Annotated in this window: 10 protein-coding genes, 2 tRNA genes, 2 rRNA genes and 1 pseudogene; 8 read left to right on the plus strand and 7 right to left on the minus strand. The window is 59.9% G+C overall.

Annotation, left to right across the window (positions count from 1 at the left end; all coding sequences use genetic code 11):
• Nucleotides 1-4: 4 nt before the first annotated feature.
• The 5 genes and pseudogenes from coq7 to hemJ all read right to left on the minus strand — a co-directional run bounded on the left by coq7 (nucleotide 5) and on the right by hemJ (nucleotide 3,367).
• Nucleotides 5-652 carry a 2-polyprenyl-3-methyl-6-methoxy-1,4-benzoquinone monooxygenase gene (gene coq7, locus ACZ899_RS21620; protein ID WP_198742874.1) on the minus strand — a complete coding sequence of 216 codons (648 nt, stop codon included), beginning with the start codon at nucleotides 650-652 and terminating at the stop codon, nucleotides 5-7.
• 66 nt (nucleotides 653-718) lie between these two features.
• Nucleotides 719-1,057: a histidine triad nucleotide-binding protein gene (locus ACZ899_RS21625; RefSeq protein WP_110734636.1), complete on the minus strand. Its 339-nt coding sequence runs from the start codon at nucleotides 1,055-1,057 to the stop codon at nucleotides 719-721.
• A gap of 64 nt (nucleotides 1,058-1,121) precedes the next feature.
• Nucleotides 1,122-1,904, minus strand: coding sequence for an SDR family NAD(P)-dependent oxidoreductase (locus tag ACZ899_RS21630; protein ID WP_110734638.1), 783 nt, complete (start codon nucleotides 1,902-1,904; stop codon nucleotides 1,122-1,124).
• Nucleotides 1,905-1,955: 51 nt separating this feature from the next.
• Nucleotides 1,956-2,911, minus strand: a pseudogene (locus tag ACZ899_RS21635) (NAD(P)H-dependent flavin oxidoreductase).
• 30 nt (nucleotides 2,912-2,941) lie between these two features.
• A complete protein-coding gene (gene hemJ, locus ACZ899_RS21640; RefSeq protein WP_203649978.1) occupies nucleotides 2,942-3,367 on the minus strand; it encodes a protoporphyrinogen oxidase HemJ in 426 nt (141 codons plus the stop codon).
• 140 nt (nucleotides 3,368-3,507) lie between these two features.
• On the opposite strand from hemJ, the gene argC reads away from it, so the two are divergent.
• Nucleotides 3,508-4,542: an N-acetyl-gamma-glutamyl-phosphate reductase gene (gene argC, locus ACZ899_RS21645; RefSeq protein WP_186731668.1), complete on the plus strand. Its 1,035-nt coding sequence runs from the start codon at nucleotides 3,508-3,510 to the stop codon at nucleotides 4,540-4,542.
• A 145-nt stretch (nucleotides 4,543-4,687) separates the two neighbouring features.
• Entirely contained in the window at nucleotides 4,688-5,038 is a 351-nt protein-coding gene (erpA, locus tag ACZ899_RS21650) for an iron-sulfur cluster insertion protein ErpA (protein WP_050703544.1), read from the plus strand.
• Nucleotides 5,039-5,095: 57 nt separating this feature from the next.
• On the opposite strand, the gene ACZ899_RS21655 is transcribed toward erpA, so the two are convergent.
• Complete coding sequence (locus ACZ899_RS21655) at nucleotides 5,096-6,187, minus strand: anhydro-N-acetylmuramic acid kinase (protein ID WP_203649980.1); 1,092 nt, start codon at nucleotides 6,185-6,187, stop codon at nucleotides 5,096-5,098.
• 1 nt (nucleotide 6,188) lies between these two features.
• Entirely contained in the window at nucleotides 6,189-7,604 is a 1,416-nt protein-coding gene (locus ACZ899_RS21660) for a peptidoglycan DD-metalloendopeptidase family protein (RefSeq protein WP_198742877.1), read from the minus strand.
• A 212-nt stretch (nucleotides 7,605-7,816) separates the two neighbouring features.
• Here ACZ899_RS21660 and tyrS point away from each other — a divergent pair, with 212 nt between their 5' ends.
• The 6 genes from tyrS (at nucleotide 7,817) to ACZ899_RS21690 (ending at nucleotide 16,277) form a co-directional block, all read left to right on the plus strand.
• Nucleotides 7,817-9,016 carry a tyrosine--tRNA ligase gene (gene tyrS / locus ACZ899_RS21665; protein WP_234561378.1) on the plus strand — a complete coding sequence of 400 codons (1,200 nt, stop codon included), beginning with the start codon at nucleotides 7,817-7,819 and terminating at the stop codon, nucleotides 9,014-9,016.
• A gap of 471 nt (nucleotides 9,017-9,487) precedes the next feature.
• Complete coding sequence (locus ACZ899_RS21670; RefSeq protein ID WP_203646634.1) at nucleotides 9,488-10,513, plus strand: IS110 family RNA-guided transposase; 1,026 nt, start codon at nucleotides 9,488-9,490, stop codon at nucleotides 10,511-10,513.
• An 856-nt stretch (nucleotides 10,514-11,369) separates the two neighbouring features.
• A 16S ribosomal RNA gene (locus ACZ899_RS21675) occupies nucleotides 11,370-12,906 on the plus strand.
• A gap of 77 nt (nucleotides 12,907-12,983) precedes the next feature.
• Nucleotides 12,984-13,060, plus strand: a tRNA-Ile gene (locus ACZ899_RS21680).
• Nucleotides 13,061-13,066: 6 nt separating this feature from the next.
• Nucleotides 13,067-13,142: transfer RNA gene (locus ACZ899_RS21685), tRNA-Ala, on the plus strand.
• Between the two features lie 242 nt (nucleotides 13,143-13,384).
• Nucleotides 13,385-16,277, plus strand: a 23S ribosomal RNA gene (locus tag ACZ899_RS21690).
• Together the 16S and 23S rRNA genes with 2 tRNA genes alongside form the textbook arrangement of a ribosomal RNA operon.
• Nucleotides 16,278-16,343: the final 66 nt, after the last annotated feature.

Consider the following 16,343-nt stretch of genomic DNA (forward strand, 5'->3'; position numbering starts at 1 on the left):
CGTCTCAGATTCGGTAGGTGCTCTTGGTCATGACCTTGGCCAGCAGGCTCATGCCAAAGCGCACGGGGGCCGGAAAACGGTACCCGCCGGCTTCCAGCGCGGATTCGGCGTGGTGCTCCTCGTCGACACGCATCTGCTCGAGGATGGCGCGGGACTTGCCGTCGTGCTCGGGGATCTGCTCCAGGTGTTCGTCCAGGTGCTTGCACACCTGATGCTCGGTGGCGGCGACGAAGCCGAGGCTGACCTTGTCGCTGACCAGCCCGGCGAGGGCGCCGATGCCGAACGACAGGCCGTAGAACACAGGGTTGAGCACGCTGGGGTGGCTGTTGAGCTGGCGAATGCGCTGCTCGCACCAGGCCAGGTGGTCGATTTCTTCTTCCGCCGCATGCTCCATGGCCTTGCGCACCTGGGGCAGCTTGGCGGTCAGGGCCTGGCCCTGGTACAGCGCCTGGGCGCAGACTTCGCCGGTGTGGTTGATGCGCATCAGGCCGGCGATATGGCGGGTCTGCTGCTCGTCGAGTTCGGCGTCCGGCTGGATGATTGCCGGGGATGGGCGGGCGGGTTGGCCGCTGAAGGGCAGCAAGGTGCGCATGGCGGTATCGGCCTGCAGCAACAAGCGGTCGAGCGGCGAGTAGTGACGTTCGGTAGCCATCGGGCACCTCCGCTGAAGTGATGCCCGACAGTCTACCTCAATACCCCTGGGCAGGCTTGCCTTGGATCAGCCCGGCGGCCAGTGCATCTGGCGCTGGCCAAGCACGTGCATGTGGATGTGGTAGACGGTCTGGCCGCCCTGCTCGTTGCAGTTCATCACCACGCGGAAGCCCTCTTCGCAGCCGAGTTCCCGGGCCAGGCGCTGGGCGGTGAACAGGATGTGGCCGGCCAGGCCTTTGTCCTCTTCGGTCAGGTCGTTGAGGGTGCGGATGTGTTTCTTCGGGATGACCAGGAAATGGACCGGGGCCTGGGGGGCGATATCGTGGAAGGCCAGGACCTGGTCGTCTTCGTAGATGATCTTCGCCGGGATCTCCCGGTTGATGATTCTGAGGAATAAATCGTCCACAGCACGTGCTCCATGGTGAGTGTCGGGGCTGAGTGTACTGAGCCCGCCGCCGCTCGCCCAGTGGCTATTCCATGCCGATCGGGCAATAGCGGCGATGGATCATCCCGGCCAGCTTGCGTGTCAGCCAGCGCGGCAGCAGGCGCGGGGCGAAGGCCAGCCAGCGGTTGCGCCGGCCGGGCAGGATCAGCGCGCGGTTGCGGTCCAGGGCGCGGACGGTGTACAGGGCGATTTCCTCGGGGCTCAGGCAGCGGCTGTTGCCATCGAGCCGGGGGATGCGGCGCCTGGCCGAGCGCACCGGCCCCGGGCACAGCACCGAGACCTTGATCCCGGTCCGTCGCAGTTCCTCGCGCAGGGCCTCGGAGAAACTCAGCACATAGGCCTTGCTCGCCGCGTAGGCAGCCATCCACGGGCCTGGTGCGACGCCGGCCAGCCCCGCGACGTTGAGGATCTGCCCGCCGCCCTGGATCGCCATCAGGTTGCCAATGGCATGGCACAGGCGGCTCAGGGCAAGGATATTGACCTCGAGCAGGTCCTGTTCATCGGCCCACTCATGGGCCAGGAACGGCCCATAGGTACGCTGCCCCGCGCAATTCACCAGCAGGTCGATGCGCCGCTCGCCTTCCTCCAGCTCGAGGACGAAGCCAGACAGGCGTAGAGGCTGGCTGAGGTCGCAGGCACGGAACAGCACTTCCACGCCAAAGCGTTGGGTGAGCTCGATGGCCACCGGCTCCAGCGTCTCGCGCTGGCGCGCCACCAGGATCAGGTTGCGCCCGCGCCGTGCCAGGGCTTCCGCCAGGGCCAGGCCCAGGCCGCTGGAAGCTCCGGTGATCATGGCGTAACGGGTCATGCAAGGCTCCTGGGGCGAAAGGGGCGCCTAGTTTACAGCGTGGCCGAATTGCTACAAGGCGTTGCCGTGCAGCTGCTGGCTACGCTCCAGGGCTGTCCGGTATTCGTTGTGCAAGCGCCCGATCAGTTCGCCGGCCGTGGGCAGGTCATGGATCTCACCGACCCCCTGGCCGGCCGACCAGACGGTCTTCCAGGCCTTGGCCTCTTCATCCAGGGGTTTGAGCTTGCCGGCTTCATGGCCACTCTTCAGTGCCGCCAGGTCGTAGCCGGCCTGCTCCAGGCTCTGGCGCAGGAAACTGGCGGGGATGCCGGACACCGCCGGGGTATGCACGATATCGGCGGCCCCGGCACCCAGGATCATCTGCTTGTAGGCGTCCTGGGCCTGGCTCTCGCGGGTGGCGATGAAGCGGGTGCCCATGTAGCCGAGGTCGGCCCCCGCAATTGCGCAGCCAGCAGTTCATGGCCATGGTTCAGGCAACCGGCCAGCAGCAGGGTCTTGTCGAAGAACTGGCGGATCTCCGCGACCAGGGCGAACGGGCTCCAGGTCCCGGCATGCCCGCCGGCGCCGGCGGCCACGGCGATCAGCCCGTCGACGCCGGCCTCGGCGGCCTTCTCGGCGTGGCGACGGGTGGTCACGTCATGGAACACCAGGCCACCATAGCTGTGCACCGCGTCGACCACCTCCTTCACCGCGCCGAGGCTGGTGATGACGATGGGCACGCGATGTTCGACGCACAGTGCCAGGTCGGCCTGCAGGCGCGGATTGGTCGGGTGCACGATCAGGTTGACCGCATAGGGCGCGGGCGCCTGCAGCTCGGCCAGTCCGGCCTCGATCTCCTCCAGCCAGGCCTTGAACCCTGCGCTGTCACGCTGGTTCAGGGCCGGGAAGCTGCCCACCACGCCATTGGCGCAGCAGGCGAGCACCAGCCGGGGGTTGGAGATCAGGAACATCGGCGCCGCCACCAGGGGCAGGCGCAGGCGTTGTTCGAGCGAGGCGGGCAGGGACATGGCGAAACTCCTGTAGGCGGGTGGATATCGTCAGAACGGTTTGACCACCACGAGAATTACGACGCCCAGCAGCATCAGCACCGGTGCCTCGTTGAACCAGCGGTAGTACACATGGCTGCGGGTGTTGGTGCCGGCGGCGAAGCGTTTGCGCTGGGCGCCGCACATGTGATGGTAGACGGTGAGCAGGACCACCAGGGTGAGCTTGGCGTGCAGCCAGCCCTGGCTCAGCCAACCGGGGTTCAGGTACAGCATCCAGCCGCCGAATACATAGGTGGCGATCATCGCCGGGTTCATGATGCCCCGGTACAGCTTGCGCTCCATGGTGGTGAAGCGCTCGAGGCTGATGCTGTCCTGGCTCTGGGCGTGATAGACGAACAGGCGTGGCAGGTAGAACAGGCCGGCGAACCAGCAGACCACGCTGACGATATGCAGCGCCTTGATCCATAGATAGAGCATGGGGAGTTCCTTCAGGTTTTCACGGTCGTCAGATAGTAGAGGCCAAGGGCCCGAAGGGTCATCCCAAGAGTTGTTACAGGCGCCCTTGGCCCCTATTATCGTGCGCTTTCCAGTGGTCTCGTTGATAAGGGGCAAGCGTCATGATCAAGGTCGGTATCGTCGGCGGCACGGGTTACACCGGTGTCGAACTGCTGCGTCTGTTGGCGCAGCACCCTCAGGCCGAAGTGGCGGTCATCACTTCGCGCTCCGAAGCGGGCGTGGCGGTTGCCGACATGTACCCGAACCTGCGCGGCCATTACGATGGCCTGGCGTTCAGCGTGCCGGACAGCAAGACCCTGGCGGCCTGCGACGTGGTGTTCTTCGCCACGCCCCACGGCGTCGCCCACGCCCTGGCGGGCGAACTGCTGGCGGCCGGCACCAAGGTCATCGACCTGTCCGCCGACTTCCGCCTGCAGGACGCCGCCGAATGGGGCAAGTGGTACGGCCAGCCCCATGGTGCGCCTGAGCTGCTCAAGGACGCCGTCTACGGCTTGCCCGAGGTGAACCGCGAGAAGATCCGCCAGGCGCGCCTGATTGCCGTGCCGGGTTGCTACCCGACCGCCACCCAGCTGGGCTTGCTGCCACTGCTGGAAGCCGGCCTGGCCGACCCGTCGCGACTGATCGCCGACTGCAAGTCGGGCGTCAGCGGTGCCGGCCGCGGCGCTGCGGTAGGTTCGCTGTTCTGCGAGGCCGGTGAAAGCATGAAGGCCTACGCGGTCAAGGGCCACCGTCACCTGCCGGAGATCAGCCAGGGCCTGCGCCAGGCGGCGGGCAAGGACATCGGCCTGACTTTCGTGCCGCACCTGACCCCGATGATCCGTGGCATCCATGCCACCCTGTACGCGACGGTCGCCGATACCTCGGTCGACCTGCAGGCGTTGTTCGAGAAACGCTACGCCAACGAACCGTTCGTCGACGTCATGCCGGCCGGCAGCCACCCGGAAACCCGCAGCGTGCGCGGTGCCAACGTCTGCCGCATCGCCGTGCACCGGCCTCAGGGCGGTGACCTGGTGGTGGTGCTGTCGGTGATCGACAACCTGGTCAAGGGCGCGTCGGGCCAGGCGGTGCAGAACCTCAACATCCTGTTCGGTCTCGACGAGCGCATGGGCTTGTCCCACGCCGGGCTGCTGCCGTAAGCCGGCCGTCGTTGCCAAGGCCCGCCTCGTGCGGGCCTTTTTCATGGGGGCGACTAAAGCCGCACAATTCTTGACCGATTTTCTCGGACAAGCGGATAATACCCGCCATCGAGTTTTATGGCGGCACTGCGCCGGGAGAATCAACATGAGCGTCGAAACCTTCACCCCCACGGCTTTGGAGTTCACTCCAGGGGCTGCGCACAAGGTGAAAACCCTGGTCAGCGAAGAGGGCAACGAGCGGCTGAAGCTGCGTGTGTTCGTGACCGGCGGCGGCTGCTCGGGCTTCCAGTATGGTTTCACCTTTGATGAAGACGTGGCCGACGACGACACCATCGTCGAGCGCGAAGGTGTTGCGCTGGTCGTCGACCCGATGAGCTACCAGTACCTGGCGGGCGCCGAAGTCGACTACCAGGAAGGCCTGGAAGGTTCGCGCTTCGTGATCAAGAACCCGAACGCCACCACTACCTGCGGTTGCGGTTCGTCGTTCTCGATCTGATCCGCGCCCCGCTGTGAAAACGCCGCGCAATTGCGCGGCGTTTTGCATGCTGGGGGGTCAGGCGGGGTAGATCGCGCCGAGGATGCGCAGGCCGCGGGCGGCGGTCACGCTGGGGCGGTTGGCCGGGATGCCCTCCAGGCAGCAATGGGCCAGCCAGGCGAAGGCCATGGCCTCGACCCAGTCGGGGTCCACGCCATGTGCCGCGGTGCTGGCGACCTTGGCGCTCGGCAGCAGGGCCGCCAGGCGCGCCATCAATGCGCCGTTGCGCGCACCTCCACCACAGACCAGCAAGGCCTCGGTGCCGTCCTGGGCCTGGCGCAGCGAGTCGATGATGCTGCTCGCCGTCAGTTCCAGCAGGGTGGCCTGGACATCTTCGTCACGGTAGGCCGGCAGGCGCGCCAGGTGTGCATCCAGCCAGGGCAGGTTGAAGACCTCGCGGCCGGTGCTCTTCGGGCCGTTGCCGGCGAAGAACGGGTCGCTCAGCAAAGCGTTCAGCAGGTCCTGGCGGACGCTGCCGCTGGCCGCCCAGGCGCCATTGGCATCGAAGGCCTGGCCCCGCTTGCGTTCGATCCATGCGTCCAGCAGCACGTTACCCGGGCCGCAGTCGAAGCCGTGTACCGGTTGGTCGCGCTCGATCAGGCTCAGGTTGCTGAAGCCCCCGACGTTCAGGATTGCCAGGCGCTGGCCGAGGTGACCGAACAACGATTCGTGGAATGCCGGTACCAAGGGCGCACCCTGGCCGCCAGCTGCCACGTCGCGGCGGCGAAAATCGCCTACTACGCAAATACCGGTGAGCTCGGCCAGCAGGGCCGGGTTGCCGATCTGCACGGTAAAGCCACGGGCCGGCTCATGGCGAACCGTCTGGCCGTGGCTACCGATGGCACGGATGGCGTCGGGCGCCAGGCCCTGGGCGGCCAGCAGATGATTGATGCCCTGTGCTGCCAGGGTGGCCCAGCGGTTTTCCGCCAGGGCCGCGCGGGCGATCTCGTCGGGGCCGCTGGCGCAGAGGCCGAGCAGGTCCTGGCGCAGGTCGACGGGCATGGGGATGTAATGGGTGGCGAGCAGCCGCAGCTGCTCGTCTTGCTCGATCAGGGCGATGTCCAGGCCATCAAGGCTGGTGCCGGACATCACCCCCAGGTAGAGCGCCATGTCAGCGCTTGTTGGCGGCGAGCAGGGTGGCCTTTTCCTGATCCATGCGGGCGATCAGGGGCTGGCTCTGCTGGTTGAAGCGCTGGCGCTCGGCCTTGGCGATCGGGTCGGCCATCGGCACCTTCTGGCTCAGCGGGTCGACGTGGACACCGTTGACCTGGAACTCGTAGTGCAGGTGCGGGCCGGTCGACAAGCCGGTGGTGCCAATGTAGCCGATGATCTGACCCTGCTTGACGCTGGAGCCGGTCTTGATGCCCTTGGCGAAGCCCTGCATATGGCCGTAGAGGGTCTTGTACGAATTGCCATGGGCGATGATCACGGTGTTGCCGTAGCCGCCGCGGCGGCCGGCCAGCTCGATGCGACCGTCGCCGGCGGCCTTGATCGGCGTGCCACGTGGCGCGGCGTAGTCGACGCCCTTGTGCGCACGGATCTTGTTGAGGATCGGGTGCTTGCGCCCGGCCGAGAAGCGCGAGCTGATGCGGGCGAAGTCCACCGGGGTGCGGATGAACGCCTTGCGCAGGCTGTTGCCGTCAGCGGTGTAGTAGTTGGTGTTGCCCTGCTTGTTGGTGTAGCGCACGGCGGTGTAGGTCTTGCCGCGGTTGGTGAAGCGGGCGGACAGGATGTTGCCGGTGCCGACCACCTTGCCGTCCATCATCTTCTGCTCGTAGACCACGTCGAATTCGTCGCCAGGGCGGATGTCCTGGGCGAAGTCGATGTCGTAGCCGAGGATCCGCGCCATGTCCATGGTCATGCTGTGGGACAGGCCGGCGCGCTGGGCGGAGGCGGACAGCGAGCTCTTGATCACGCCGTGGGCGTAGGCGGTACGGACCACCGGCTTGCTGACCTCGCGTTCGAAGGCGAAGCCCTTGTCGGTCCTGTTCAGGCGGATGGTCTCGAGGTTGCTGACCTTGCTGTGCAGGCTGGTCAGCTGGCCGTCCTTGTCCAGTTCGAACTGCAGCACCTGGCCGTGCTTGAGCTGGCTGAACTGCTTGGCCTGCTTGTTGCTCGCCAGGACGTCATGGACGGCGTTGGCCGGCAGGCCGACCTTGTTGAACAGGGTGGAAAGCGTATCGCCGCGGCTGACCACTACTTCACGGTGGCCTGGGGCCTTCTCTTCCGGCTTGGCGGCGGGGGCCGGCGCCGGTTCCGCCTTGGCGGTCTCGGGCTCGGCGCCGTCGATCTGGGCGAATGGCGAGTCGCTGCTCTGCCCGGCCTCCACCAGGGGGGCGCTGCGGGACTCGTCCTTGAGCTGTTCTGCCGGGCTTTCGAGCTCCAGGCTGAGGGTGGTTTTCTTGGCTTCCACTTCGCTGGAAGGGAAGACCAGCAAGGCCAGGCTGAGGAGGGCGGCAATGCCGCTTGCGGCCAACAGATGGCTTTTCGGATAAAGCGGGGGCGCTTTAGGCGTTTCGTTGGTCATAGATAAGGTGACTTTGAAAAGGTGAAATGGAAAAGATGAATGACATGATGAAGATGAAATAACTGTATAAAATATAACCAAATCCATTCTCACGCAAGGGCGCGTAGACGTTGCGGTGCGCCGTTCGGGTCACAATCCTTTGCGAAACTTGTATTTGATGGCCGATCTTGTATGGTTGGCTCCCCTTGAATCCTAGCGTTGCGGGTCTGTCTATGAAGTCGGTTGAAGAGCAGCTGGCGCTTATCAAGCGCGGTGCGGAAGAGGTACTGGTCGAATCGGAACTGGTGGAGAAGCTCAAGCGCGGCCAGCCGCTGCGCATCAAGGCGGGCTTCGACCCAACCGCGCCCGACCTGCATCTGGGGCACACGGTGCTGATCAACAAGCTGCGCCAGTTCCAGGAACTGGGGCATCAGGTCATCTTCCTGATCGGCGACTTCACCGGCATGATCGGCGACCCGAGCGGCAAGAGCGCCACCCGCCCACCGCTGACCCGCGAGCAGGTGCTGGACAACGCCGAGACCTACAAGCAGCAGGTGTTCAAGATCCTCGACCCGGCGAAGACCGAGGTGGCGTTCAACTCCACCTGGATGGACAAGCTCACGCCTGCCGATTTCATTCGCCTGGCCTCGCAGTACACCGTGGCGCGCATGCTCGAGCGCGACGACTTCGACAAGCGCTACACCACCAACCAGCCGATCGCGATCCATGAGTTCCTCTATCCGCTGGTGCAGGGTTACGACTCCGTCGCCTTGAAGGCCGATGTCGAGCTGGGCGGCACCGACCAGAAGTTCAACCTGCTGATGGGGCGCGAGTTGCAGCGCGCCTACGGTCAAGAGGCGCAGAACATCGTCACCATGCCGCTGCTCGAAGGGCTGGATGGCGTGAAGAAGATGTCCAAGTCGTTGGGCAATTATGTCGGTATCCAGGAAGCGCCTGGGGTGATGTACAGCAAGCTTGTGTCGATTCCCGACACCTTGATGTGGCGTTACTTCGAGCTGCTGAGCTTCCGTTCGATGGAAGAGATCGATCAGTTCCGGGCGGATGTCGAGAACGGCGTCAACCCGCGCGACATCAAGATCAAGCTGGCCGAGGAGATCGTGGCTCGCTTCCATGGTGAAGAGGCTGCGGCCAATGCGCACCGTGCCGCGGGCAACCGCATGAAGGAAGGCGAGTTGCCGGAGGATCTGCCGGAGATCGAAGTGGCCGCTGCTGAAGATCTGCCGATCGCTGCTGTGTTGAACCGGGCTGGCCTGGTGAAGAACTCGGCGCAGGCACGGGATCTGCTCGGCGCTGGTGCGGTCAAGGTGGATGGTGCGGTGGTCGACCGTGACTTCATGTTTGTGGTTGGTGCGACCCATGTGTGCCAGGCGGGCAAGAAGGCGTTTGCCCGGGTCAGCCTCAAGGCGGAGTGATCGCCTGGTGGTGTAGCTATATAGAAGCGGGGAGGCCGGTAGGTCTCCCCGCTTTTGTTTTTGGGGGTTGCTTATATAGGTGTCGGGGCTGGAGGGTGCCTGTCTTGGGGTTGGGTTGTGTGTGCGGGGTGTTCGCCTTGGGATTGCGTTGTGTCTCAGAGGTGTCCGCCGAGGGTTCTCTGGCGCCTATGAGATCGAGCGCCGCCCGCGCGGCGCATCGCGACGCAAGGCCGCTCCTACATTTGTTGCAACGTACCGAACCTGTCAGGCCATGGTTGCCCGCCTTGGTGCATGCCTTGAGACAGGTGGGGCGGCAGTGGTGCCCATATTGAAATCGCGTCGAATCAACAAGGCGGACCCGGTGATGGCCCAGGAGGGATTGGCCCGAAACAAATAATGAAATGGCTACCCCCGCCCCACCCTGTGTCAGCCCTCTAAGCTTTCACAGGGTGCCTATCGGAGTGCAACGCCATGAACACTGTCGCCATCATCGCCATCGACCTGGGAAAGTTGAGCTTCCATGTACACGCTCAGGATGATCGGGGTCATGAGCTCTATCACCGCAGGTTCAACCGTGAGTCACTCATCCGCCACCTTGCCAATCTTGCGCCCTGCACGGTGGCGATGGAGGCCTGTGGTGGCTCTCATTTCATGGCGCGAGAGGTGACGAGACAGGGTCATACGCCCAAACTTATTCCCGCACAGTTCGTTCGCCCCTACGTGAAAAGCAACAAGAATGACTTTGCCGATGCTGCCGCTATCGGTGAGGCGGCAACCCGCGATCAGATGCGCTTCGTGCCTCCCAAAACCGAGGCCCAGCAGGCGCTGGCGATGCTCAATTCACTGCGCGACAGCTTCATCAGAGACCGTACTGCCACCATGAACCGCATCCACGCTTATTTGCTCGAGGTGGGGGTCAGTTTGGCACCCACCTTCAAGGCGGTCCGGGAGCTCCCCATTCTGCTGGACGACAGTACCTTCTCACCGTTGATCAAGAAGCTGTTGCTGGACCTACATGCCCACTTCCGCTATCTCGATGATCGGATCAAGGCTCTGGACAAGGAAGTGCATAGCCAGGCCGTTAGCGATGATCTTGCTTCCCGTTTGATGTCGATACCTTGTATTGGCCCGATCACCGCTACCGCCCTGGCTGCGGAATTGGGTGATGGTAAGCAGTTCCGCTGTGGGCGAAATTATTCAGCCTCCATAGGCCTGGTTCCCAGGCAGCACACGACAGGCGGCAAACCTTGCCTGGGGCGAATCAGCAAGCGGGGCGACGGCAATCAGCGACGACTGCTGATCCAGTGCGCGAGGGTCTATCTGATTGGGCTGGAGCGCAAAACCGGCAAGCTGGCGGACTGGGTACGTGGCTTGCTACGTGTTCACCACCCCAACCTGGTGGTGTGCGCTATCGCCAACAAACTGGCCCGAATCGCCTGGGCCATCACGGCACACCACAGCGAATTTGATGCAGGGTCAAGCGCCATGAACGCTTGACCCTGCAGACACACGAGTAACAACCCACCTGGTTTTGCGATGCTGCACACAGATGACGTGAACGGTATACCGGCCTGGCGATCAACCTGAGCTCCTACTCGGCTTCAGAAGCCGAACAAATATCTAGGCTCGTCGGGCGCGATTTTCATCGAGGCGCGGGACCAACCTCCCACACGACGCCGTATAGATTGACGCAAACCAAACTCACGCACATCTCAGTACAGTATTGCAGAAATGGGGGTAACCATAGATGTAGGAGCGGCCTTGCGTCGCGATGCGCCGCGCGGGCGGCGCTCGATCTCACAGGCGCTGCAAGGGTCGTGGCGAACACCTTGAGGCCCTGACGCGGTCTTTTTCCCCGATATTTCACTTTAATGAAATTAACGGTTGACGCCCTGTCAGATCCCCTTATAATGCGCCCCACTTCCAGCGACATCGGAACGAAAAACTCCTTGAATATCAATGGGTTGATTGTTGAAGAGGGTGGCGGAGGTGCTTCGATCATCTGATCGGCAGCGGTGAGAAAGGCAGTTGACAGCAGGTTGTAACGCTGTATGATTCGCCTCCCGCTACGAGAGATCGCAGCGAGTCAAGTGTTTGAAGTTGAACGAAAAACTTCAAAATAAACGCTTGACACGAAATGAGGAAAGCGTAGAATGCGCGCCTCGGTTGAGACGAAAAGCTCTTAGCCAAACGCTCTTTAACAAATTGAATCAAGCAATTCGTGTGGGTGCTTGTGAGTACGGACTGATAGTCGCCAAGATTATCAGCATCACAAGTGGCCATGCGAGAAATCACATAGTCATTTGAGATTGCTGAGCCAAGTTTAGGGTTTCTTAAAAACCCAAGCAGTATTGAACTGAAGAGTTTGATCATGGCTCAGATTGAACGCTGGCGGCAGGCCTAACACATGCAAGTCGAGCGGATGAGAGGAGCTTGCTCCTTGATTCAGCGGCGGACGGGTGAGTAATGCCTAGGAATCTGCCTGGTAGTGGGGGACAACGTTTCGAAAGGAACGCTAATACCGCATACGTCCTACGGGAGAAAGCAGGGGACCTTCGGGCCTTGCGCTATCAGATGAGCCTAGGTCGGATTAGCTAGTAGGTGAGGTAATGGCTCACCTAGGCGACGATCCGTAACTGGTCTGAGAGGATGATCAGTCACACTGGAACTGAGACACGGTCCAGACTCCTACGGGAGGCAGCAGTGGGGAATATTGGACAATGGGCGAAAGCCTGATCCAGCCATGCCGCGTGTGTGAAGAAGGTCTTCGGATTGTAAAGCACTTTAAGTTGGGAGGAAGGGTTGTACGTTAATACCGTGCAATTTTGACGTTACCGACAGAATAAGCACCGGCTAACTCTGTGCCAGCAGCCGCGGTAATACAGAGGGTGCAAGCGTTAATCGGAATTACTGGGCGTAAAGCGCGCGTAGGTGGTTTGTTAAGTTGGATGTGAAAGCCCCGGGCTCAACCTGGGAACTGCATCCAAAACTGGCAAGCTAGAGTACGGTAGAGGGTGGTGGAATTTCCTGTGTAGCGGTGAAATGCGTAGATATAGGAAGGAACACCAGTGGCGAAGGCGACCACCTGGACTGATACTGACACTGAGGTGCGAAAGCGTGGGGAGCAAACAGGATTAGATACCCTGGTAGTCCACGCCGTAAACGATGTCAACTAGCCGTTGGAATCCTTGAGATTTTAGTGGCGCAGCTAACGCATTAAGTTGACCGCCTGGGGAGTACGGCCGCAAGGTTAAAACTCAAATGAATTGACGGGGGCCCGCACAAGCGGTGGAGCATGTGGTTTAATTCGAAGCAACGCGAAGAACCTTACCAGGCCTTGACATGCAGAGAACTTTCCAGAGATGGATTGGTGCCTTCGGGAACTCTGACACAGGTGCTGCATGGCTGTCGTCAGCTCGTGTCGTGAGATGTTGGGTTAAGTCCCGTAACGAGCGCAACCCTTGTCCTTAGTTACCAGCACGTTATGGTGGGCACTCTAAGGAGACTGCCGGTGACAAACCGGAGGAAGGTGGGGATGACGTCAAGTCATCATGGCCCTTACGGCCTGGGCTACACACGTGCTACAATGGTCGGTACAGAGGGTTGCCAAGCCGCGAGGTGGAGCTAATCTCACAAAACCGATCGTAGTCCGGATCGCAGTCTGCAACTCGACTGCGTGAAGTCGGAATCGCTAGTAATCGCAAATCAGAATGTTGCGGTGAATACGTTCCCGGGCCTTGTACACACCGCCCGTCACACCATGGGAGTGGGTTGCACCAGAAGTAGCTAGTCTAACCTTCGGGAGGACGGTTACCACGGTGTGATTCATGACTGGGGTGAAGTCGTAACAAGGTAGCCGTAGGGGAACCTGCGGCTGGATCACCTCCTTAATCGAAGACATCAGCCTGCTGATGAGCTCCCACACGAATTGCTTGATTCATATGTGAAGACGATCAAGACCCTATATAGGTCTGTAGCTCAGTTGGTTAGAGCGCACCCCTGATAAGGGTGAGGTCGGCAGTTCAAATCTGCCCAGACCTACCAATATGCGGGGCCATAGCTCAGCTGGGAGAGCGCCTGCCTTGCACGCAGGAGGTCAGCGGTTCGATCCCGCTTGGCTCCACCACTTTCTGTTGTGTCTACTTGATCAGAACTTAGAAATGAACATTCGGTGATGAATGTTGATTTCTGACTTTTGTCAGATCGTTCTTTAAAAATTCGGATATGTGATAGATAGACTGAATGCCAGTTTCACTGCTGGTTATTCAGGCTAAGGTAAAATTTGTGAGTTCTGCTCAGCAATGAGCGAAATGCGAATTTTCGGCGAATGTCGTCTTCACAGTATAACCAGATTGCTTGGGGTTATATGGTCAAGTGAAGAAGCGCATACGGTGGATGCCTTGGCAGTCAGAGGCGATGAAAGACGTGGTAGCCTGCGATAAGCTTTGGGGAGTCGGCAAACAGACTGTGATCCAGAGATCTCTGAATGGGGGAACCCAGCCAGCATAAGCTGGTTATCTTGTACTGAATACATAGGTGCAAGAGGCGAACCAGGGGAACTGAAACATCTAAGTACCCTGAGGAAAAGAAATCAACCGAGATTCCCTTAGTAGTGGCGAGCGAACGGGGACCAGCCCTTAAGCTGGTTTGAGATTAGTGGAACGCTCTGGAAAGTGCGGCCATAGTGGGTGATAGCCCCGTACACGAAAATCTCTTGCCAGTGAAATCGAGTAGGACGGAGCACGAGAAACTTTGTCTGAACATGGGGGGACCATCCTCCAAGGCTAAATACTACTGACTGACCGATAGTGAACCAGTACCGTGAGGGAAAGGCGAAAAGAACCCCGGAGAGGGGAGTGAAATAGAACCTGAAACCGTATGCGTACAAGCAGTGGGAGCCTACTTTGTTAGGTGACTGCGTACCTTTTGTATAATGGGTCAGCGACTTATATTCAGTGGCGAGCTTAACCGAATAGGGGAGGCGTAGCGAAAGCGAGTCTTAATAGGGCGCTTTAGTCGCTGGGTATAGACCCGAAACCGGGCGATCTATCCATGGGCAGGTTGAAGGTTAGGTAACACTGACTGGAGGACCGAACCGACTACCGTTGAAAAGTTAGCGGATGACCTGTGGATCGGAGTGAAAGGCTAATCAAGCTCGGAGATAGCTGGTTCTCCTCGAAAGCTATTTAGGTAGCGCCTCATGTATCACTGTAGGGGGTAGAGCACTGTTTCGGCTAGGGGGTCATCCCGACTTACCAAACCGATGCAAACTCCGAATACCTACAAGTGCCGAGCATGGGAGACACACGGCGGGTGCTAACGTCCGTCGTGAAAAGGGAAACAACCCAGACCGTCAGCTAAGGTCCCAAAGTCATGGTTAAGTGGGAAACGATGTGGGAAGGCTTAGACAGCTAGGAGGTTGGCTTAGAAGCAGCCACCCTTTAAAGAAAGCGTAATAGCTCACTAGTCGAGTCGGCCTGCGCGGAAGATGTAACGGGGCTCAAACCATGCACCGAAGCTACGGGTATCACCTTTGGTGATGCGGTAGAGGAGCGTTCTGTAAGCCTGTGAAGGTGAGTTGAGAAGCTTGCTGGAGGTATCAGAAGTGCGAATGCTGACATGAGTAACGACAATGCGAGTGAAAAACTCGCACGCCGAAAGACCAAGGTTTCCTGCGCAACGTTAATCGACGCAGGGTTAGTCGGTCCCTAAGGCGAGGCTGAAAAGCGTAGTCGATGGAAAACAGGTTAATATTCCTGTACTTCCAGTTATTGCGATGGAGGGACGGAGAAGGCTAGGCCAGCTTGGCGTTGGTTGTCCAAGTTTAAGGTGGTAGGCTGAGATCTTAGGCAAATCCGGGATCTCAAGGCCGAGAGCTGATGACGAGTGCTCATTAGAGCGCGAAGTGGTTGATGCCATGCTTCCAAGAAAAGCTCCTAAGCTTCAGATAACTGGGAACCGTACCCCAAACCGACACAGGTGGTTAGGTAGAGAATACCAAGGCGCTTGAGAGAACTCGGGTGAAGGAACTAGGCAAAATGGCACCGTAACTTCGGGAGAAGGTGCGCCGGTGAGGGTGAAGCACTTGCTGCGTAAGCCCACGCCGGTCGAAGATACCAGGCCGCTGCGACTGTTTATTAAAAACACAGCACTCTGCAAACACGAAAGTGGACGTATAGGGTGTGACGCCTGCCCGGTGCCGGAAGGTTAATTGATGGGGTTAGCGCAAGCGAAGCTCTTGATCGAAGCCCCGGTAAACGGCGGCCGTAACTATAACGGTCCTAAGGTAGCGAAATTCCTTGTCGGGTAAGTTCCGACCTGCACGAATGGCGTAACGATGGCGGCGCTGTCTCCACCCGAGACTCAGTGAAATTGAAATCGCTGTGAAGATGCAGTGTATCCGCGGCTAGACGGAAAGACCCCGTGAACCTTTACTATAGCTTTGCACTGGACTTTGAGCTTGCTTGTGTAGGATAGGTGGGAGGCTTTGAAGTGGGGACGCCAGTTCTCATGGAGCCATCCTTGAAATACCACCCTGGCAACCTTGAGGTTCTAACTCAGGTCCGTTATCCGGATCGAGGACAGTGTATGGTGGGTAGTTTGACTGGGGCGGTCTCCTCCCAAAGAGTAACGGAGGAGTACGAAGGTGCGCTCAGACCGGTCGGAAATCGGTCGTAGAGTATAAAGGCAAAAGCGCGCTTGACTGCGAGACACACACGTCGAGCAGGTACGAAAGTAGGTCTTAGTGATCCGGTGGTTCTGTATGGAAGGGCCATCGCTCAACGGATAAAAGGTACTCCGGGGATAACAGGCTGATACCGCCCAAGAGTTCATATCGACGGCGGTGTTTGGCACCTCGATGTCGGCTCATCACATCCTGGGGCTGAAGCCGGTCCCAAGGGTATGGCTGTTCGCCATTTAAAGTGGTACGCGAGCTGGGTTTAGAACGTCGTGAGACAGTTCGGTCCCTATCTGCCGTGGACGTTTGAGATTTGAGAGGGGCTGCTCCTAGTACGAGAGGACCGGAGTGGACGAACCTCTGGTGTTCCGGTTGTCACGCCAGTGGCATTGCCGGGTAGCTATGTTCGGAAGAGATAACCGCTGAAAGCATCTAAGCGGGAAACTTGCCTCAAGATGAGATCTCACTGGAGCCTTGAGCTCCCTGAAGGGCTGTCGAAGACTACGACGTTGATAGGTTGGGTGTGTAAGCGCTGTGAGGCGTTGAGCTAACCAATACTAATTGCCCGTGAGGCTTGACCATATAACACCCAAGCAATTTGCGCTGAGGCCAAATTGTGGTGGTGAAGACGAAAGAACCGAAAGTTCG

The sequence above is a fragment of the Pseudomonas sp. TE31087 genome (assembly GCF_057284075.1).